The organism is Delftia sp. JD2 (assembly GCF_001682645.1).
Classification (GTDB): Bacteria; Pseudomonadota; Gammaproteobacteria; order Burkholderiales; family Burkholderiaceae_C; genus Comamonas; species Comamonas acidovorans.
Genome location: NZ_LFJT01000017.1, coordinates 78,709 through 97,984, shown reverse-complemented (window position 1 = coordinate 97,984; position 19,276 = coordinate 78,709). Strand labels below are relative to the sequence as shown.

The window sequence follows — 19,276 nt, the reverse complement described above, 5'->3', positions numbered from 1 at the left end:
CTGCCGCCGTCGCTGCAGCCGCTCAGAGCGGCGCGCACACCTGCTGGCTCAGTTCGCGCAGGGCCAGCGAGGTCTTTCGGATCAGCGGCGTGGCCTTTTTCTTGGCCGACTGCGCCAGGCACAGCGTGCTCACCACATGGGGCGACTCGATGGGAATGCCCACCAGCTCGGCATCGGTCAGGTGGCTGCGCATGGCGCTGTCGGTCAGCGCGGCGTAGCCGTAGCCGCCGCGCACCAGGTCCAGGATGGCCGGCACGCTGGACACTTCCCAGACCACGTTGAGCTTGACCTGGGACAGCGTGGCCTGCGCTTCCATCAGCTTGCGGAAGATCTGGCCGTGCTGCGGCATGATCAACGGAAACTGCGACAGCTCGTCAAAGCGCACGCCGCTGCGCCCGCCCAGGGTGCGCGCCGGGCCGATCAGGCACAGGCGCTCTTCCAGCACGGGCGTGACCTCGATGTGCGGATGCGGCTCGGGCGTATAGACCAGGCCCAGGTCCATGCGGCCCGAAGTCAGCCATTCGGCAATGTTCATGGAAAAGCCCTCGACCACGGCCAGGCGGGCCTTAGGCATGTCCTTGCTGAACAGGTCGATCAGCGGCAGCGTCAGGCGCCGCGCCAGGCTGGGCGGCAGGCCCACCACGATGCGGCCCACGGGCTCGTCGCGCTGGCTGCCCAGATCCTCCTTGGCCAGCGCCACACGCTGCATGATGGCGTGGCCGTGCTCCAGCAGGCGGCGGCCCGCGTCGGTCAGCGTCACGCCGCGGCCGGTGCGGATCAGCAGGGTTTCGCGCAGCTCGGTCTCCAGCGCCCGCACCTGGCGGCTCAGTGCGGGCTGGGCCGTCTCCAGCAGCACGGCCGCCTTGCTGAAGCTGCCGGTCTCGGCCACATGCACAAAGGTCTCTATCTGCTGCAAATTCATGTTCTATCGTCTCCTCACTTATGCCATTTTGCTATAGCTGCTAGCGGCAGCCATGGCTAGGTGCTTTGCGGCGAACTGACACAATGCGGCGACTGGATGATCCAGCCGCTCCCGCAAGAGAGCGTAAAAAAACAAGAGCGGCCCGTGCATTCCCGGCATAGGGCCAAGCCACCCAGCAAGCCCAACAGCGACTCGGAGACAAACCATGAAAGACAGCGCCTTCAGCATCAATCGCCGCCAGGCGGGCCTCGCCCTTGGCGCCCTGGCCCTGGGCGCGCTGGCGCCTGCGCGTGCCCAATCGGGTGCCGCCGCCAACTGGCCCACCAAGCAGGTGCGCATCATCAATCCGTTCCCCGTGGGCGGCGGGCCGGACGGCACTTCGCGCCTGGTGGCCGACAAGCTGGCGCGCCTGTGGAACCAGCCCGTCATCGTGGAAAACCGCCCCGGCGGCAACGGCTTCATCGCCATCGAGGCCTTCAAGCGCGGCGCCACCGACGGCACGGACATCATCCAGCTGGACAACGTCCACCTGGCCGCCTATCCCCACCTGTTCAAAAAGCTGCCCTACAACATCGACAAGGACTTCGAAGTCGTCCTGCCGCTGTTTCGCACCTTCTTCTTCGTCTGCGTGCCGGTCAACAGCCCCTACAAGACCGTGGCCGACCTGATTGCCGACGCCAAGGCGCGCCCCGGCAAGCTGAACTACGGTTCGTGGTCCGTGGGCAACCCGGTGCACCTGGGCTCGGCCCTGCTGGAGTCGCTGACGGGCACCAAGATGGAACACGTCATCTACAAGGAAACCAGCCAGCTGTACACCAGCGTGGCCACGGGCGAGCTGGCCTTTGCGCTGGGCTCCTCGGGCACGGCCGGCCCGCTGATGCGTTCGGGCAAGCTGCGCTTCCTGGCCGTGCTGGCACCCCACCGCCTCAAGGGCTATGAAGACGTGCCCACCGTGGCCGAGTCCGGCGGCCCGGCCGACGCCGTGGTCACCGGCTGGAATGCCTTTGCCGTCTCCAAGTCCACGCCGCCGGCCGTGGTCGAGAAGATCCGCCAGGACACCATGAAAGTCCTGCGCGAGCCTGACATCCAGCCCAAGTTCCAGACCTTCGGCTACGAGAACTACTTCCCCACGCCCGAAGAGTTCAAGGCCTTCATCGTCGAAGAGAACAAGCGCTTTGGCGACGTGATCCGCCGCGCCAAGATAGAGCTGTAAGCCACAGGCCACAGCAGGCCGCAGACGCAAAAAAGCCGCCGTGCCGCAAGGCCGGCGGCCTCTTTCATGCCGTCTTCAGCGCGACAGCCCGCGCGCCGCAATCGGCCACAGCGCGTGCACCACGCCGTCCTGCAGCACCACCAGTTCGTCGTGCAGGTTGAATGTCGGGTCCACGTGGGAGGGCAGCAGCTGCAGCACGCTGCCCAGCGCCGGCGCCTGGGCGCCCGGCTCCACGCGCACCACGCTGTGCTCGTCGTTGATGGCCACGCAGCGCAAGCCCGGCGTGCCGTACACGGCAGGCGGCCCACATTCGGCCGAGGTGGACTTCAGGCCCACGTCCAGGATGACGCGGTCCGGCGCGGGCGTGCTCATCACCGTGGACAGCAGGAACAGGCTGCTGCGAAAGGCCAGCGCCCCGCCCCACTCGTTGGCGCCGTAGTCACCATCCATGAAGGCATAGGAGCCCGGCTGCAGCTCGGTGTAGACGCCGCTGACCGCGTCGAACTCCACGCTGCCCGTGCCGCCGCCCGTGATGGTGTGGCAGGCCATGCCGTTGTCGCGCAGCAGTTGCGCGCATGCCGCCGCCTGGCGCGCCGCCTCCCGGCAGACCTGCGCACGCTCTTCGCGGCTGCGCCGGTGCTGCACCGCGCCGTGGTAGGCCTGCAGGCCCGCGAAATTCACGCCCGGCAGGTCATGCGCCTGCCGCGCCAGGGCCAGCACGGCCTCGGCACCCGTGACGCCGCAGCGGCCCTGGCCCACGTCCACCTCCACCAGCACGTCGATCTCCACGCCCGCCTGCGACATGGCCTCGGACAACTGCACCAGGTTGGCCGCGTTGTCCACGCACACGGCCATGCGCGCACTGCGCGCCAGCCGGGCCAGCAGCGCGTGCTTGGCGGGTCCCACCACCTCGTTGCTGATCAGGATGTCGCGCACGCCGGCCGCCACAAAGGGCAGGGCCTCGCTCACCTTCTGGCAGCAGATGCCGCGCGCGCCCAGCGCCAGCTGGCGCAGCGCGATCTGCGGGCACTTGTGCGCCTTGGCATGCGGGCGCAGCGCCACGCCGTGGCGGTCGGCCCAGTCCTGCATGGTGCGCAGGTTGGCGTCGAAGACGGTCAGGTGCAGCGCCAGGCTGGGTGTATCGACCCGGTCGAGCGGATCGCCGGGCCGTGCGGCAGGCTCCATTGCCAGGCCGCTGGAGTCATCGTGCAGGGGCATGGGGCTGTGCCTCATTCCTGCGGGGGCGCGTACTGGGCGATGACCTCGGCCTCGGTCATGGTCGGCGTCTGGTTGGCGAAGTCGTAGTAGCCGGGCTTCTTGTCGATGTAGATCTGCGTGGCCAGCTCGAAGTCCTGCGACTCGAAGGCGCCGGCCGGCACGAAGTACTCGCCCGTGGCGTGCAGCCGGTAGTACAGGTGCGTGCCGCATTGCCTGCAGAAGGCGCGCTCGGCCCATTCGGAGGAGGCATAGGTGCCTATGTGCTCGCCGCCCTCGAACTTCACATCGGGCCCGCAATGCACCGCGAGCATGGGGCCGCCGCCCCAGCGCCGGCAGTATCCACAGTGACAGGCGCCGATTTCCCGGGCCTGGGGAGAGACAAAGCTGACTGCGCCGCAAAGACAATGACCGTTCATGGTGCGTGGACCTTTCCGTGGGTTGCAAGTAGCTGTGATTATTCACAGGTGCCGCGCATCATAGGCGATGGCGCAGCACCTGCAAACCGCGGCGCCCTACACTGCGCGCCATGCAGCTTTTTCACTTCAGCGAAGACGGAGATATCCGGCAATTCCAGCCCCGCCCGGTCCTGAAGGCGGCACCCCGTCGCCAGGGGCAGGAGTGGCTCAACGGCCCCCTGGTGTGGGCCATCGCTCAGACGCATCAGCGGCTGTACCTGTTTCCGCGCGAATGCCCGCGCATCGTCATATGGCCGCACGAGCACAGCACCAGCGAAGACAGGGCCCAATGGCTGAACGCCCTGCCCGATGGAGCGCTGGCCGTGGCCTATGTGGAGACCGCCTGGGCCGCGCGCCTGCAAGCGGCCCGGATACACCGGTACGAGCTGCCAGCCGATACGTTTGAAAGCCTGGAGGACGCCGGCATGTACGTCAGCCGGCAGGCCGTGCAGCCCCTGCGCCGGGACCTGCTGGTCGATCTGCCGCAAGCGCTAGCGGAATGCGGCACCGAGCTGCGCATCGTCGATTCGCTGCAGCCGCTGCGCGGCGTCTGGGACAGCTCGCTGCATGCCAGCGGCATACGGCTGCGCAATGCGGCCAGCTGGGCCTGAGCGCCGGACGCCACGGCGACGGCAACCATAGGCAAGCACGTAGGCAAAAACAGTCAATTGCATTCGGACGTACGCTATAGTAACGAACGGTATCAAAAGCACGGTCTGCCGTATGACAAATGGACGACTGGATACCCTCCAGGAGGACCCCCAACCGAGGCTGAAATGCACGATGCCATCACCAACCCCACGCAAGCTGCGGTGACCCCGGTGGCGCCAGCCCCCCTGGAAATACCCGATTACGAACTGCTGGAAACCTTGGGATCGGGTGGCTACGGCACCGTCTACCGTGCGCGACACCGGCGCACGGGTGCATCGGTGGCCATCAAGGTCGTCAGGCTGCAGGAAGGCGGCCGCCAGGTGGAGCGCTTCCACCGCGAGACCATGCTGTGCGCGTCCCTGCACCATCCGCACATCGTCCAGTTGCTGGACAAGGGCGAGCAAGGCGACTGCGTCTACGGCGTCTTCGAATATGTGCCCGGCGAGACCCTCAAAAGCCTGATCCGCCGCCAGGGTGTGCTGACTGCCGCCGAGGCCGGTCGCCTCATGGCCGAGGTGCTCGATGCGCTGGACTGCGCGCATGCCGCCGGCATCGTGCACCGCGACCTCAAGCCCGACAACGTGATGGTCACCTCGACGGGCGCCGTGCGGCACGCCATGGTGCTGGACTTCGGCATCGGCACCGTCATTCCGCAGTTTGCCGGCCCGCAGGTCTCGCAGCTCACCATGGGCGACGAATGCCTGGGCACGCCCGCCTACAGCGCGCCCGAGCAGCTGCGCGGCGAGCCGCCCAGCGCCCGCACCGACCTGTATGCCTGGGGACTGATGTTCCTCGAATGCCTGACGGGCACGCCCGCCGTGCAGGGCGCCTCGGTGGCCGAGATCGTGCACCGCCAGCTCAGCCCGCAGGAAGTGCAGCTGCCGCCGGCCATCTCCACCCACCCCATCGCCACCTTGCTGCGCAAGGCACTCAAGAAGCGGCCCGCGGAGCGCAGCGACTCGGCGGCGGCCCTGCTCAGGGACCTCATGCGCGTGCGGCTGGACGATCTGGTGGGCCAGTTGCCCGCCGCCGCCCAGGTGCAGCAGGCGGACCTGACACGCACCGTGGCCACCACACGCGTGTTCTCCGAAGTGCGCCAGCTCACCGTGCTGTGCTGCAGCGTCTCCCTGTGGCCGGGCAGCGACATCCACGGCATGGACAGCGCGGCACGCACCGCAGGCCAGCCCTCGCAGGGGCTGAACATCGAAGACATCGAACTGCTGCAGCGCGAGGAACTCACGCTGTTCTCCGACGTTGCCACCCGGCGCGGAGGCATGCTGGCGGGCACGCTGGGCGACCGCATGCTGGTGCTCTTCGGCTACCCGCACACCAGCGACACCGATGCCCGCCAGGCCGGCATGACGGCGCAGGAGCTGCTGACGCTCAGCCGCAGCCGCGCGGCCGCCATCGAGCAGGTCCACGGACTGCACCTGGGAATCCGCATGGGCCTGCACACCGGCATGGCCGTGGTGGTCGGCGGCGAAGCGCCCTCGGGCCATGCCGTCAACGTGGCCATGCGGCTGGAGGCCATCGCCGATGCGGGCACCCTGCTGGCCAGCGAAAGCAGCCATCGCCTGCTGGCCCGCCATGCGCGCTTCGAGAAAGCCGGCAGCCTGCGCCTGCCCGGCCAGCCCACGGGCATGCAGACCTATCGCCTGGAGCTGGAACAGCCAGCCGAGCCACTGCCAGGGCCTTTGTCCGATGCGGCCTTGCAGTGCATAGGCCGCGAACCCGAACTGCAGCGCCTGAACGACGCATGGGCGCGGGCCCGCGAAGCCGGGGGCAATGCGCTGTGGATTCGCGGCGAGCCGGGCATCGGCAAATCTTGCCTGGCCGACATGCTGCTCGTCCACGCCAGGACACAGGGCGCGAACACCGTGGTGCTGCAATGCCAGCCCGAGCACCGCAACACTGCGCTGACCCCTTTCCTGGGCCTGATACGGCAGCGGCTGGAGGCGGCCGATCCCCCGCAGGACCACCGCGAGCAGATGCGCGAAGCCCTGCGCGCCGCAGGCTGCGATGCCGAGGCCGCCCTGCCCATTCTGTGCGCCTGGCTCTCGCTGCCCCTGGGCGACTGCGAGCCCAGCCGCATCTCGGCCGTCATGCAAAGGGCGCTGCTGCTGCAGTCCACCGCGCAATGGCTGCTGTACATGTCCGAAGCCCAGCCCTTGCTGCTGGTCGTCGAGGACGTGCACTGGGCCGACCCCACCAGCATCGAACTGCTGGAGCAACTGGTAGCGCGCCTGCCCGGGCGGCGCGTGCTGCTGGTGCTCACGGCGCGGCCGCAATGGCAGCCGCCCGAAGGCCTGCAGGCCGAGTGCGTGGACGTGCGGCGCCTGGAAGACGCGCAGGCCACCGAGCTGGCCCGCCAGACGCTGGCGCCGCGCAGGCTCAGCCCCGCCGTGATCCGCCACGTGGTGGAGCGCACCGACGGCGTGCCGCTGTTCATCCAGGAAATGGCGCGCATGCTGCTGGATGCCCACCTGGTGGAGCAGGACGGCGTCTGGGACTTTCGCCATGCCGGGCTGCCGGCCGCCATTCCGCTGACCCTGCGCGACTCGCTGGTCAGCCGCTTTGACCGCATCGGCCCGCTCAAGCCCCTGCTGCAACTGGCCGCCACCATGGGCCGGCACTTCGACTTCGGCCTGCTGTGCGCCTGCGTGGAACGCCCGCAAGGCGAGGTCGAGCAGGAACTGGCGCAGCTGGGCCAGGCCGGCCTGGTCATTGCCGATGAACGTGCGGGCGCCGGCGCCTTCATGTTCCGCCACGCGCTGATCCGGGACACGGCCTACGAATGCATGCTGGCATCGCAGCGCCGGCTGCTGCACCGCGACGTGGCCCTGGCCCTGATGCAGCACCAGCCCCAGCGCGTTGCCGCAGAACCCGCAGGCGTGGCCCAGCACTGGGCAGACGCGGGCGACCATGCCCAGGCCGTGGCGCTTGCGGTGCGGCAGTTGCGCATCACGCAGCTGCGCTCGCTCAACGATGAAACCATTGCCTACGCGCGCCACATCGACGACTGGCTGCACCAGCTCCAGGGCGTGGCCCAGCGCGAGGCGCGGCTGGACGTCAACAGCTACGTGACCCAGGCGCTGATGAACAAGCACGGCTGGGCCCATGCCCAGGTGGTGGAAAGCATCGCGCTGTCGCAGGAGCTGCTGGCCGGCCCCGGCGCCAACGCGGTGGCCGACTACAAGCAGGTGCAGCACCTGTGGATGCTGATCACCTACCACCACGTGGCCAGCAACCGCGAGGAAGTGCGCCAGCTCAGCCACCGCCTGCTGGAGCAGGCCGTGCGCCAGCAGGACACGGGCGTGCTGGTGGCCGCGCAGACCTACCTGGGCCTGGCCCACTACTCCGACGGCCGATTCGAGCAGGCCGAAGAAGCGCTGACCGACGCCATCACCCGCTACGACCCCGTGGCCCATGCCCACCATGCGGCCGAGTTCGGCTTCGACACGCGCGTCTGGGCTACCTGCGGGCGCGCCCTGGTGCGCTGGTTCGCCGGCTTCGACCAGGCCGCGCTGGCCGATGCGAACGACGCAGTGCGCCTGGCGCACGAGGTCTCGCACATCCCATCCCTGAGCATGGCCCTGCTCTACCAGGCCCTGGTCCACCAGGCACGTGGCGACAAGGAAAGCGCCTTGGCCACCACGGGCGAACTGCTGGACATCACGGCCCGCTACGGCCTGCCTGCGTTCTCGGGCTATGCGGACATCATCCGCTGCTGGGCGCTGGGTGACGGCGCAGGCAGCGCCAGCGCCGAGGGCATTGAGCGCGCCAGCGGCACGGCGCAGCTGCTCTGGGACATGGGCTGCCGCTACTGCCAGACCTACTACCGCTCCTTCGTCGCCGAAATGCTGGCGGCCAGCGGGCGCTGGGCCGAGGCCCTGGACAAGATCGACGAATGCCTGCGCCTGGCCGACGTACTGGACGAACGGCTGCACAGCAGCGAGCTGCACCTGAAGAAGGCCCGCTTCCTGCTGGCCATGGGCGCCGACCACGCAGCCGTGCAGGACAGCCTGGCCCAGGCGGCAGGGACTGCGCGCACCGCCGGCAAGTACCGCACCGAAACCGAGGCGCTGGCCCTGTCGCAGGCCCTGGCACCCGCCAGGCCGGACGTGGCCGCGCGCCTGAGTGAGCTGGCCGCGCTGCGGCCTGAACTGTCCGTGCACCTGTCCGGGCCCCGGCCCGGCCAGGCGCATTTTTCTTGAACCGAGGATGAAGTCACATGACCACCCAGCTGCAGAATACTGAACCGTTGCTCGCATTCCGCCTTGCCTACCTGCGGGCCATCGCCCGCTCCTGGCAGGATGACGCCTACCGCCGTGATCTGCTGGGGCAGCGCGACATCCAGCCCATGCTGCACCGCGACTTCAGCCTGCCGACCCAGTGGCCCCAGGTCGATGTGTCGCTGCGCCTGAGCGACGACCCCACCCAGCGCGCCGAATGGAAGCCCGTGCTCACGGCCGGCTGGATCGGTCCTGACGATGAATTCGTCATCGTCCTGCCCCAGGCGCCCCAGACCCACGCCTCCGAAGCGCTGGCCGCCTACTACCAGCTGTTCCCCAACTTCATGGGCGTCAGCACCTCGTTCGAGGAACCGAGCAACGGCACGCTCAGGGCCGCCCTGCCCACGGGCCTCGGCATCCCCGGCGGCGGCCCGGACTCGCTGCTGGCCTTTGGCGGCGTGGTGCTGCGCGCCATCGCCCTGGCCTGGCAGTCGCCCGAGTTCCACGCAGAGCTGACGCGTGACGATGGCAAGGACAAGGCCCCCGTGCTGAGCCAATGGCTGGGCTACAACAACCCGTTCAACTTCCAGGTGCGTTTCGAGACCGAGCAGGCCTTCACCTGGGATGCGGCACGCGGCGAATGGAACCTGCAGCGCGCAGACGGCACGGCCATCAAGAACGGCATCGTGCTGAACTACCCGGTGGCACCCGCCGAGCAGGACCTGTGGGCCATCGCCCTCACCTCCTACAACAACACCGGTGACGCCTACCCCTTCACCTGCTGATACGGCACCGGCGCAGCTGCAAGGGGCCACGGCCACCTTGCTGCTGACGCTGGCGGCACGTGCCCGGGCGGCAGGTCCGGCAGCTTCCTCGGAACTGCCGGAACTGCCGCCTTTTGCCGACCCCGAGGCTCGCCGCATTGCCGCCGCCCTGCCCCAGGCCAGCGAGGCCCATGCGGCCGACCCCGCCTTTGTACGCAGCGTGGTGCTGCGCTCGCAGCTGTTCGACCGGCTCACCACCGAATTTCTGACCGCCCATCCGTCCGGCCTGTGCATTGCGCTGGGTGCGGGCCTGTGCACGCGGCGCAACCGCCTGGCCCCCGAGGCCGGCACCGCACGCTGGCTGAACGTGGACCTGCCCGACGCCATCGCCCTGCGCGCGCAATACATTGCAGGCCCTGAAGCCAACCTCGCCTGCTCCATCCTCGACACCTCCTGGCTGGACACCGCCGCCCTGCCCGGCAACCAGCCCGTTCTGGTGCTGCTGGAAGGCGTCTGCCCCTATCTTCCCCAGGCTGCGCTGGAGGCCATGCTGCAGCAGCTGGCCCAGCGCTTTGCCGCGCCCGGCAGCCCGCCGTGCACCGTCGTGCTCGACCATGTGCACCCGGCCCTTGCGAGGCTGCCCATGCAGGTGGGCGGAATGCGCCTGCCCGTCGTCTCGGGCTTTGCGGACGGCGCGCAGATAGAGCGCATCCACCCCGCCATCCGCATCAGCCTGCAAGAGCACCTGTATGGCCGGTTCTCGCAGCAGCACCAGCTGTTCGAGACCGCCTTCCACGCCACCACCGGCCAGCACCCCTATGCCGTCGTCCGCCTTGAACTCGGAGCACCGTCTCTTGCCTGAGCCCACGGCCCCGGACCTGTTCGCCCACGCCTTTCGCTGGCACGAGAAATTCCTGCCGCCCGTGCAGCAGGGCGACCGCCTTTTGCTGGCCAGCGAACGCGACACCCTGGCCCTGGGCTCCGCCGCCGTGCTGGCGCTGAACGCCCCGCTGCAGGCCGGCACCAGCCTCATGCAGCACTGCGCCGCAGCGCCCGATGCGCCGCTTGCACAGATGCTGCACGCCCTGGGCCCCCTGCTGCGCCAGGGCCTGGTCCAGCCGGTGCTGCACAGCGACTTGAACGGCCACGGTTATCTGCAACCGGATTTCTCGGCCCCGCCCGTGCGCCTGCAGGCATCGGAGCAGATCAACATCGTCATGCTGACTGCAGCGCTGGACAGCACAGCCGCCTGCCGCTGGGCTGCGGCCGTTGCCGGGGCCGTTGCCACGCAGGCACCCGCCCCCGCCCCGCTCACCATCGTTTTCTGCGACGACTATCTGGACCCGCGCCTGGGCGCCATTGACGCCAACCAGCGTGCCGCAGGCCGGCCCTGGCTGCTGGTGCGGCCAACAGGCGAGCAGGCCATGGCGGGACCGCTTTTCAAACCCCAGGCAGCGGCCTGCTGGCATTGCCTCGCACACCGCTGGCAACGCAACCATCCCGCACGCGGCGGCAAGCACGGCCAGGCTCAGGACAGCGACCGCTGCCCGCCCGTTCGCGCCGGCGCCGACCTCATCGCCACGCGGCTGCAGGCCCTGCTGCCGACGGTGCAGCGCCTGCTGGCGCACACCGATGCGGCGCAAACCGTGTGGACGCTGGAGCCTGACCAGCCCCACCCGGTGGCCGCCCGCCCGCAGTGCCCGCATTGCGGCACGCCAGGGCTGATGGCCCTGCGCCAGCGTGAACGCATTGCGCCAGTTCCCGGCACGCATGCCGCGCGCGCCGACGGCGGCTGGCGCAGCGTGCCGGCCGAGACCACGGTGCAGCGCCTGTCGCAGCACGTCAGCCCGCTGACCGGCGTGATTGCCCGGGTCACGCCGCTGACGGCCGAGACAGACGAAGCACTCACCGTCTACCGCAGCGAAATCTTCAGGACACCGGCCCCCGGCAGCACCAGCCTGGCCGGCTCCGGAACACAGCTGTGCCTGGGCAAGGGCCTGTCGGCCATGCAGGCCCGCGCCAGCGCCATGTGCGAAGCGGTGGAACGCTACGCCGCTTTCCACCAGGGCGACGAAGCCGTGGTCATCGCCCCCGCCGCCGAGCTGGACGCGCCCTGCATCGCGCCCACGGAACTGGCCCGCTTCAGCGAGCGGCAAACCGCCGGCTTTGCCACCGACAGGCCGCCGCATGCCGTGGCCCCCAGCGCCGGCCAGTGCGAACCCCTGTGGTGGGCTCCCGCCTGGTCCCTGACCGCCGATGCGCGCCGCTACCTGCCGCTGGCTTTCTGCCTGGCCCATGCGCCCGCGCAAAGCCAGCACCACGTGGGCTGGACCTCCAACGGCTGCGCCGCAGGCAACACGCGGGAAGAAGCCATCCTGCAAGGCTTCATGGAACTGGTGGAACGCGACGCCGCCGCCATCTGGTGGTACGGCCAGATCCGCAGGCCCGCCATTGCGCAAGGCATTGCCCAGGCCACACGCCAGCGCTTGGACCGCAGCTGCGGCCCGCAATGGTCGTACTGGCTGCTGGACATCACGCATGACTTCGGCATACCCGTGGTCGTCTCCGTGGGCCGCCACGCTGACACCGGCCAATGGGCCGTGGGCTTTGGCTGCAGCCTGGACCGCGCCCTGGCCTGCGAACGCGCCCTCACCGAAATCAGCCAGCTGATCGCGGCCGGCAAAAGCTTTGCCGTGCCCGAGCCACTGCAGGCCTTCCTGCACCCTGCGGACAGCGCCGATGCGCCGCCGCAACAGCCTGCGCCACTGTCTGGGCACACGCCGGACACCACGCCGCCGGACATTGCCCAGGCCATTGCGCGCTGCGTGGACATCGCACGCGGCCTGGGCCTAGAAACCATCGTCTACGACCACTCGCGCCCCGACATCCCCCTGCACACCGTCAAAGTCGTGATTCCCGGTCTGTGCCATATCTGGCCGGAACTGGGCAATCCACGGCTGCGCAACGTACCCGTGGCCCTGGGCTGGCGCAGCCGGCCGCTGCAGGAATCCGAACTGAATCCGCAGGCTCTGTACGTTTGACAAACTGGAAAGCGCAGCGGGCATGTACTCTCTCAGCTTGGCAACAGGCTGCCGGCTCCGGGCCAATGCGCCCCCAGCCCACCCCCTGTTCACACAAGCCCCAAGGAGAATTCGAGGCGATGGCCCTCTTTCGTAACCAACTCGACGGCCGCATCGTCGTGCTGCGGCCCCTGCATACCTTCGGCCGCCACCCCTCGGTCTGCCAGACCGTCATGAAGGCGCCCGACGTCTCCCAGGTCCACGCACTGTTCCGCTGGAACCGGCAGACCTGGGAAATCGTGGACCAGAGCCGCAACGGCACCATGCTCAACGGCGTGCGCCTGGTCGCCGGCCGCTGGACCGTTTTGGCGGTGGGCGCCAAGCTCAGCATGGGCGAAGGCGCAGAAGCGGCCTGGACCGTGGAAGACCTGGGACCTCCCATCACCTGCCTGAGCCCCGGCCCGGGCCTGCCCCAGGACGGCCCCCTGGCCCTGAACCCGCGCGGCACCCTGCTGCCCGACGCGCAGGAGCCCGAAGCCAACGTCTTCTTCGAGGACGGCCGCTGGCTGCAGGAGTCCGGCGACGGCACCGAGCCCCTGGTCGATGGCGCCATGATCCACACCTCCGCTGGCAGCTGGGAATTCGTGCAATGCGACGACCTGGAATCCACGCGGGAAAGCAGCTTCGACCCGCGTGCGCCCAAGCCGCCGGAAGTGTCCTTTCGCTTCACCGTCAGCCAGAACGAAGAGCACGCCAGCCTGACCGTCATGAGCGACGGCAAGCCCATTGCGCTGGGCGAACGCATACACCACTACACCCTGGTCACCCTGGCCCGCGTGCGCCAGCAGGACGCAGAAAAAGGCCTGGCCCCCGCAAGCCAGGGCTGGATAGAACTGGATGCACTCTCACGCATGCTGGGCGTGGAGCCCTCGTACGTGAACATCCAGATCTTCCGCGCCAAGCACCAGATCCTCAGCGCCCTGCCCGAATGCGCTGCCTCGCCCGCCCTGGTGGAGCGGCGGCGCGGCAGCCTGCGCTTCGGGGACTTTGCGTTCGAGATCGAAGGCGGGGCGCGCAGCGCCTGAACGGCGAACTGCAACGGAGAACGGCAGGCACACGGCGCATCGCTCGCCGCATGTAATCAGCTGTAATTTTCTTGTTGTGCACACGTGAATAAAGTGGGAACCGGTTCTTGCCGCCTGCGGTGCGAACCCTCTCACCCTCCTCCCGGACCGGGTTGCCCGAGTCCACTGGCGCACCTGGAAGACGCAAATGAGCATGGACATGCGACGTGTACTGTTGATCCCCGCCAGCGCGCGGCCTGTTGACCCTGGCCTGGCCAGCCTTTCCATGGACGCACAGGTCTGGGAAAACGGCTATCCCCTGGTCGTAGGCAAGGCCCGCCACGGCCTGCTGCAGGACTTCTGGCGGCACTACTACGGCGAATCCGCCGCCATGTTCGTGGCCTCCGACCAGTTGCTGGAACTGCACAACGACATCATGGCCGCCATCCCCGCCTGCGTGGGCGAGATGCCCGTGCTGCGCTTTCTCAACGATCTCGGAAGAATGTGCCTGCAGGCGCATGGGGACGGCAGCGGGCTGCAGGTCATCGGCGACTGACGAAACGGATGACTCCTGGGGTTGCCGCGCGTCCCTGTCGCGGCATTGGGGCGCATGCACAATTGCATGCGCCTTTTTTGCGCCCGACCGACCATGAGCAACGCCCCGGATAGCCCCCCTCTTGCCCTGACCGGCAGCTGCCTGTGCGGCGCCATCGCCTATGAACTGCGGTCCAGCCCCAAGGCCGTGTCGCACTGCCACTGCCGCATCTGCCAGAAGGCCCACGGCGCCGCATTCGCCACCTACGGCAGCGTGCCGGCAAAGGACCTGGTCTTCACCCAGGGCCAGGAGCAATTGCGCTCCTTTGCCTCATCGCCCGGCATCACGCGCTGCTTTTGCCAGCAATGCGGCTCATCGCTGACGTGGCACAGCGCGCATTACGCAGAGGGCGCCTGGATATCAGTTGCTTTGGCCACGCTGGATTCGGAGTTGGTGGTGGGTGGGCAGCGGCATGTGAATCGGGGGGTGGGGATGGGGTGGGTGGATTTTGGGATGGGGTGATCGGGGGCTGGTTCTGCCAGGAGCGGCTGCTTGCGACGCCCGCTTGGGTTGTCTGCTTCAGGCTGGATACGGTCGTTCGCCGTTCCAAAGCGAATGTCAGCGGCTGCCGGAACCGGCCATTGCGGCCATTGCGGCCAAAGCGGATCGAGGATGACTGCCCACACAAAGTGCTTGTGAACCCGCTGATGCTGGCATCCCCTTGATCTTTCCGCTATTGAATGTGCGAGAAAACGGCCAGCGGGGTGTCGAAGCCATGAATGGCAGGAGGTCAGGCGAGCAAACCGGCTACCGCGACGGTATGGCAGGCGCTGCCGGCAACCACGAACAGATGCCAGATGCCGTGCGCGTGGCGCATGCTCGCCAGACGACGGTAGAACACCGTTCCTGCCGAATAGAGCAGTCCGCCGGCGAGCAGCCAGGCCAGGGTCTGCGCACCATGGCGAAAGGCCACCGGCACCGCGCCCCCCAAGCTGAGCCAGCCAAGGCTGATGTACAGGGACAGGCGCGGCGGCGAATCGAAACCCAGTGCACGTATCGCACCCTGGAATGCGAGCCCCCATACGCCGCCAAGCAGCAGCCAAGCCCACAAGCCAGGGGGCGCCATCAAGGCAAAGGGCGTGTGGCTGCCGGCAATCAGCAGGTAAATGCAGGCGTGGTCGAGGCGCTGCCAGAAACGCTTGCGCACCCCGGTACAGCCATGAAAGAGGGCCGATGCGCCGAACAGCGCCGCCAGAGACAGGCCAAACACCACAGCGCCCACAATCTTGCGCGCATCGCCGCCGGCCACCGTTTCGCAGATGAGAACCACACTGGCCGCCAGGCCCACGGGCAGGGCTGCCAGATGACTCCAGGTATTGAACCGTTCGCCGGGCTGGCCCCAAACGCAAGGGCCGCGCGGCGAGCCGGCCTGCAAATCTTGCATGGAGCCTCCTGGCGCATGGCTGAGCAACGCCGGGCGCGGTGGCCCGGCCCGGCCACCCTACGGCCCAGACGTGACAGGGCAATGATGGCAACGGACACGCTGGAGAGCCCGTCCACCGGACACCACACGACGTGCAGCGGCAAATTGAAACATCAGGCCTTGAAACCATCCTCAAACCATCCATATGGATGGCATAAGGATGTTCCATGGCCACAACCACCTCCACCCCTCGCATGAGCGAATCCGAGAAGCTCACCATCAATCTGGGCTATGTCGACCTGGGCCAAATCGACCTGCTGGTCGCCGAAGGCTTCTACGCAAACCGCAGTGATTTCATCCGTACAGCGATACGCAATCACCTGCGCAGCCACGCGGACGCGTTGCAACAGGTCGTCGCCCGCAAGATGCTGGTCCTGGGTATGCAGCATTTCTCCCAGGCCGATCTCCTGCGGGTGCAGGCTGCCGGGGAAAAGCTGCAGATCCGGGTGCTGGGCTTGGCCAGCATCGCGCAGGACGTGCCTGCGCAGCTGGCCGCAGAAACCATCGAATCCATCACGGTGCTGGGAGCGCTCCAGGCCAGCCCCGCCGTTCGTGCCGCTCTGGCCGGCCGCATTACCTGAGAACCATTCCATGAAACAGCTTTTTCACGACATGCTGGGCGAGGCTACACGCCTGACGCGCACTGGCAATTTGCTGGAAGCAACCGAGCTGATTCAGCGCACGTTGCGAGGCGAAAGCGCGCCCGCGCCCGCACCCCACGGCAAGACAGCCGCAACCAGTCACAGGGAAGAAGGCTGGATCGTCGATGCCGAAGCCCGTTTCATCGACGATGCTCCCGAACTCGCCGTGCCTGCGGGCTCATCGCAGGCAGACACCTGCGGCGACGAGCAATGGCTGCGCGGCAGCTACTCGCACGGAGGCCGGCAGCTGGCCTATCGGCTGTATGTGCCGCCAGGCAGTGCACTTGAAGCGGGGCCTCGGCCGCTCGTCCTCATGCTGCACGGTTGCACCCAAGGGCCGGAAGACTTCGCCGCCGGCACGCGCATGAATGACCAGGCACGCAGGGCTGGTGTATTGGTGCTCTATCCCGAACAAACACAGCATGCGAACTCGCAAAAATGCTGGAACTGGTTCAAGGCCCAGCATCAGCAGCGGGGCCGGGGCGAGCCAGCACTGCTGGCGGGCCTCACACGCCAGATGGTGGCTGACCATGGCGCGGACGCATCGCGTGTCTATGTCGCCGGACTATCGGCTGGAGGTGCAATGGCGGACATATTGGGACGCACCTACCCTGAGCTGTTCGCCGCCGTGGGCGTGCATTCGGGCTTGCCCGCCGGTGCTGCGTCCAATCTGCCATCAGCCCTCGAGGCGATGCGAAGAGGCGCAGCATCAGGCTCGGCCAGCGGTCCCAGCGTGTGTCCAGTGATCGTGTTTCACGGCGATGCCGACACGACGGTGCACCACGACAACGGCGCGGCCGTGGTGAATGCTGCACGCAGCGCGCAAAGTCCCCAAGGCGCACCTCGCGTCATCCAGGGCCATGCGCCGAACCGCCAGCGATTCACCCGCTCTGCCTATGTCGCGGCCGACGGAAGTACCGCCATTGAACACTGGCAACTGCATGGCGCAGGCCACGCATGGTCCGGCGGCAGCTCAGAGGGCAGCTACACCACGCCAGGAGGAATCGACGCCAGCGCCGAGATGCTGCGCTTCTTCCTTTCGCACAAGCGTGCTCACGGCTGCTGACGTGCGGCACCGGCAGCGAGCTCGCGAGGAGGCCCTGGGCGGCAGCAACCGCTGCGGAGCAGCCGGCAGCTGCAGATTTCCGAACACTGGTCTCAGGCTGAGAGCTGGACGCAGGAGCTTCAACATCGAACATCGGCGGCGATCAACAGTTGAACTTGATGGTCGCTGGCTGCAATCTCCAAGAATCGGCGTCCACCTCGGCCCGGCCCCTTGGCGACGATTCACCGTGCCATCAGGCAAAATCCGGAACATCGGGAACGCTTGGCGTCAGGTCTGCCGAGAGGCCCAACTTGAAGAATGGAACAGTATCAATGGCACTGACGAAGAAGGGCGAGTTCTGGTACGGGACGACTTCCGGCGACACCCAAGCCGAGCTGCGCAGCTACAGCGTTGCGAATGGCCATGAGGCCGTCCGGTTTGCCTCGTCCAAATGCGATTGCGGGTGCCGGACTTTTGCGCTGCAGACGGATGAGGAAGCCGGCGTGGCCATCCGCACCTGCACCGACTGCGGGCAGGAACACCTGATGGGCGACAGCGCGGAATATGTTGAAGAGGCCACCCCCGAGGCACACGAGTGCGTGTGCGAGAACGAGACGTTCGAACTGGTGTCCGGCGTCTCCGTGTACGAGGGCACACACGACGTGCGCTGGTACTACATCGCTTGCCACTGCGTGGAATGCAACCTGGTTGGGGTCTTCGCAGACTGGAAGTGTGAAGCGGGTGATGCGGCGGCCTTCCTCGCCAAAGTATGAGCGCGTGGGATCAAGACGCGCTGCTCAAATATCTGGTCAATCGTGTTTGCCGGGTGCATGCAGGCGATAGCGCAAAAAGCGAGTCCCCTCGATATCCAATGCGCCATCTGGCCGAAATCCCAGCTTGAGAATCCCTTTTATTCTGGTTCTTGAAGGTGGCAGCAAAATCGTGATGGAGTTCAGCCCCAAGCCAGTGAATGCACGTTTCACTATCTCTTGATAGATGGCCTTGCCACTTCCCCAGAACTTGGGGTGAAGCACCAAAGCGAGGTCGGCATCACCTTCCTCGTACTGCAAGCCGCCCCAGCCGGCAAATTGCTGATCAATTTCAAACGCCCATGGCCCATAGCCGTATTGCTGCCACTGGGCATCTTTTTTCTGGGCCCATTCATTTGCTTTCGCCAGGTCGAAATCCGCACTTCCAAGCGGCATTTGTCGCAGCACATCTGGATTGTTGTTCAGCGAAACAATATGAGCCGGATCAACTTCAGTGAGCCGCTTAAATTTCAAATTCATGCCTGTATCTGGTTGTCTATCCATCAAATTCAAAGCGTACAAAAACGGTGGTTGCCGACCGTGTATCTGAGCGTCAGCCAAGGGGGCAGCAGTCCACAGTAAGGGGTTGCTGCTGCTGCAAGGCAGGCCCCATGCGAGCTGCGGCCTGCTTCCAGCTAGCCCTGGTATCGCAGGTGAACAAGAGGATAAGGGCGTCCCTGCGAATCCACCTCCGAACGTCCAGTTTCAACGAACCCCATCCGTTGATAGAAGCCAACGGCTTGGGAGTTCTGCATGTTGACGTCTGTGCTCAATTGCCCGTGCAGCCCCAATCCATGCTGCAACAACCTGCGGCCGATGCCGGTGCCACGGACATCCGGATCGATGAACAGCGCCTCCATGTGCGTGCCATCGATCAGCATGAAGCCATGGGGCTGGTCATGTTCATCGACAGCAACAGTCACCGGCGCATGAGGCAGAAACTCGACCACTTCGGCATCAATGGCCTTTCGATCATCGGGACTGAGAAAGTGATGGGTGGCGTCTACGGAACGCCGCCAAAGGTCAACCAGAGCGGCACCATCTTCAGGACGTGATGTGCGGAGTGTGTACATGGCAACTTTGCAAATGATTCAGCTTGCGTGAAGTATGACGGTACACACCCGCTAAGTCGTCGCGGCCCCCGTTGTACACACTGAACGGCGGCGCTGTTTCGGCAGCGCCTATGCGTGGGTCGCAATAGGAAACTTTGCGGAGCCCCTGAGT

General features: G+C 66.9%; 18 protein-coding genes. 12 read left to right on the top strand and 6 right to left on the bottom strand.

Features of this window, described 5'->3' with window-relative positions; translation table 11 throughout:
• Positions 1–22 precede the first annotated feature (22 nt).
• On the bottom strand, positions 23–922 hold the full coding sequence (locus ACM14_RS11840) for a LysR family transcriptional regulator (RefSeq protein ID WP_013801913.1): 900 nt from the start codon (positions 920–922) through the stop codon (positions 23–25).
• Positions 923–1,127: 205 nt separating this feature from the next.
• On the opposite strand from ACM14_RS11840, the gene ACM14_RS11835 reads away from it, so the two are divergent.
• Positions 1,128–2,135, top strand: coding sequence for a tripartite tricarboxylate transporter substrate binding protein (locus ACM14_RS11835; protein ID WP_013801912.1), 1,008 nt, complete (start codon positions 1,128–1,130; stop codon positions 2,133–2,135).
• Positions 2,136–2,210: 75 nt separating this feature from the next.
• Here the strand turns inward: ACM14_RS11835 and ACM14_RS11830 are convergent, their stop codons facing one another.
• Positions 2,211–3,353, bottom strand: coding sequence for a DSD1 family PLP-dependent enzyme (locus ACM14_RS11830; RefSeq protein ID WP_065346244.1), 1,143 nt, complete (start codon positions 3,351–3,353; stop codon positions 2,211–2,213).
• 11 nt (positions 3,354–3,364) lie between these two features.
• On the bottom strand, positions 3,365–3,769 hold the full coding sequence (locus ACM14_RS11825; RefSeq protein WP_013801910.1) for a GFA family protein: 405 nt from the start codon (positions 3,767–3,769) through the stop codon (positions 3,365–3,367).
• 110 nt (positions 3,770–3,879) lie between these two features.
• Here ACM14_RS11825 and ACM14_RS11820 point away from each other — a divergent pair, with 110 nt between their 5' ends.
• The 8 genes from ACM14_RS11820 (at position 3,880) to ACM14_RS11785 (ending at position 14,596) form a co-directional block, all read left to right on the top strand.
• On the top strand, positions 3,880–4,419 hold the full coding sequence (locus ACM14_RS11820; protein ID WP_043825556.1) for a DUF6886 family protein: 540 nt from the start codon (positions 3,880–3,882) through the stop codon (positions 4,417–4,419).
• Positions 4,420–4,584: 165 nt separating this feature from the next.
• Entirely contained in the window at positions 4,585–8,673 is a 4,089-nt protein-coding gene (locus ACM14_RS11815) for a TOMM system kinase/cyclase fusion protein (RefSeq protein WP_065346243.1), read from the top strand.
• Between the two features lie 17 nt (positions 8,674–8,690).
• Positions 8,691–9,476, top strand: coding sequence for a BMA_0021/BMA_0022 family TOMM bacteriocin (locus ACM14_RS11810; RefSeq protein WP_013801906.1), 786 nt, complete (start codon positions 8,691–8,693; stop codon positions 9,474–9,476).
• Positions 9,451–10,317 (top strand): class I SAM-dependent methyltransferase, encoded by an 867-nt coding sequence (locus ACM14_RS11805; RefSeq protein ID WP_254662037.1) that lies wholly within the window; start codon positions 9,451–9,453, stop codon positions 10,315–10,317. Before ACM14_RS11810 ends, ACM14_RS11805 begins: the two co-directional genes overlap by 26 nt.
• On the top strand, positions 10,274–12,496 hold the full coding sequence (locus ACM14_RS11800; RefSeq protein ID WP_065346241.1) for a TOMM precursor leader peptide-binding protein: 2,223 nt from the start codon (positions 10,274–10,276) through the stop codon (positions 12,494–12,496). The genes ACM14_RS11805 and ACM14_RS11800 overlap by 44 nt, the downstream gene beginning before the upstream one ends.
• 119 nt (positions 12,497–12,615) lie before the next feature.
• Positions 12,616–13,560 carry an FHA domain-containing protein gene (locus ACM14_RS11795; protein WP_065346240.1) on the top strand — a complete coding sequence of 315 codons (945 nt, stop codon included), beginning with the start codon at positions 12,616–12,618 and terminating at the stop codon, positions 13,558–13,560.
• 199 nt (positions 13,561–13,759) lie between these two features.
• Positions 13,760–14,095 carry a hypothetical protein gene (locus ACM14_RS11790; protein WP_223275358.1) on the top strand — a complete coding sequence of 112 codons (336 nt, stop codon included), beginning with the start codon at positions 13,760–13,762 and terminating at the stop codon, positions 14,093–14,095.
• A 93-nt stretch (positions 14,096–14,188) separates the two neighbouring features.
• Positions 14,189–14,596, top strand: a complete 408-nt coding sequence (locus tag ACM14_RS11785) for a GFA family protein (protein ID WP_065346239.1) — start codon at positions 14,189–14,191, stop codon at positions 14,594–14,596.
• 268 nt (positions 14,597–14,864) lie between these two features.
• Here ACM14_RS11785 and ACM14_RS11780 read toward each other — a convergent pair whose 3' ends face one another.
• Complete coding sequence (locus ACM14_RS11780) at positions 14,865–15,518, bottom strand: hemolysin III family protein (RefSeq protein ID WP_065346238.1); 654 nt, start codon at positions 15,516–15,518, stop codon at positions 14,865–14,867.
• Positions 15,519–15,724: 206 nt separating this feature from the next.
• On the opposite strand from ACM14_RS11780, the gene ACM14_RS11775 reads away from it, so the two are divergent.
• The 3 genes from ACM14_RS11775 (at position 15,725) to ACM14_RS11765 (ending at position 18,016) form a co-directional block, all read left to right on the top strand.
• Positions 15,725–16,138: a CopG family transcriptional regulator gene (locus tag ACM14_RS11775; protein ID WP_065346237.1), complete on the top strand. Its 414-nt coding sequence runs from the start codon at positions 15,725–15,727 to the stop codon at positions 16,136–16,138.
• 10 nt (positions 16,139–16,148) lie between these two features.
• Positions 16,149–17,264 (top strand): PHB depolymerase family esterase, encoded by a 1,116-nt coding sequence (locus ACM14_RS11770; protein ID WP_065346236.1) that lies wholly within the window; start codon positions 16,149–16,151, stop codon positions 17,262–17,264.
• Between the two features lie 311 nt (positions 17,265–17,575).
• Positions 17,576–18,016, top strand: a complete 441-nt coding sequence (locus tag ACM14_RS11765; RefSeq protein ID WP_065346235.1) for a hypothetical protein — start codon at positions 17,576–17,578, stop codon at positions 18,014–18,016.
• A 36-nt stretch (positions 18,017–18,052) separates the two neighbouring features.
• On the opposite strand, the gene ACM14_RS11760 is transcribed toward ACM14_RS11765, so the two are convergent.
• Both ACM14_RS11760 and ACM14_RS30595 read right to left on the bottom strand, forming a co-directional pair.
• On the bottom strand, positions 18,053–18,532 hold the full coding sequence (locus ACM14_RS11760; protein ID WP_065346234.1) for a GNAT family N-acetyltransferase: 480 nt from the start codon (positions 18,530–18,532) through the stop codon (positions 18,053–18,055).
• Between the two features lie 155 nt (positions 18,533–18,687).
• Entirely contained in the window at positions 18,688–19,125 is a 438-nt protein-coding gene (locus ACM14_RS30595) for an acetyltransferase (protein WP_084027355.1), read from the bottom strand.
• Positions 19,126–19,276: the final 151 nt, after the last annotated feature.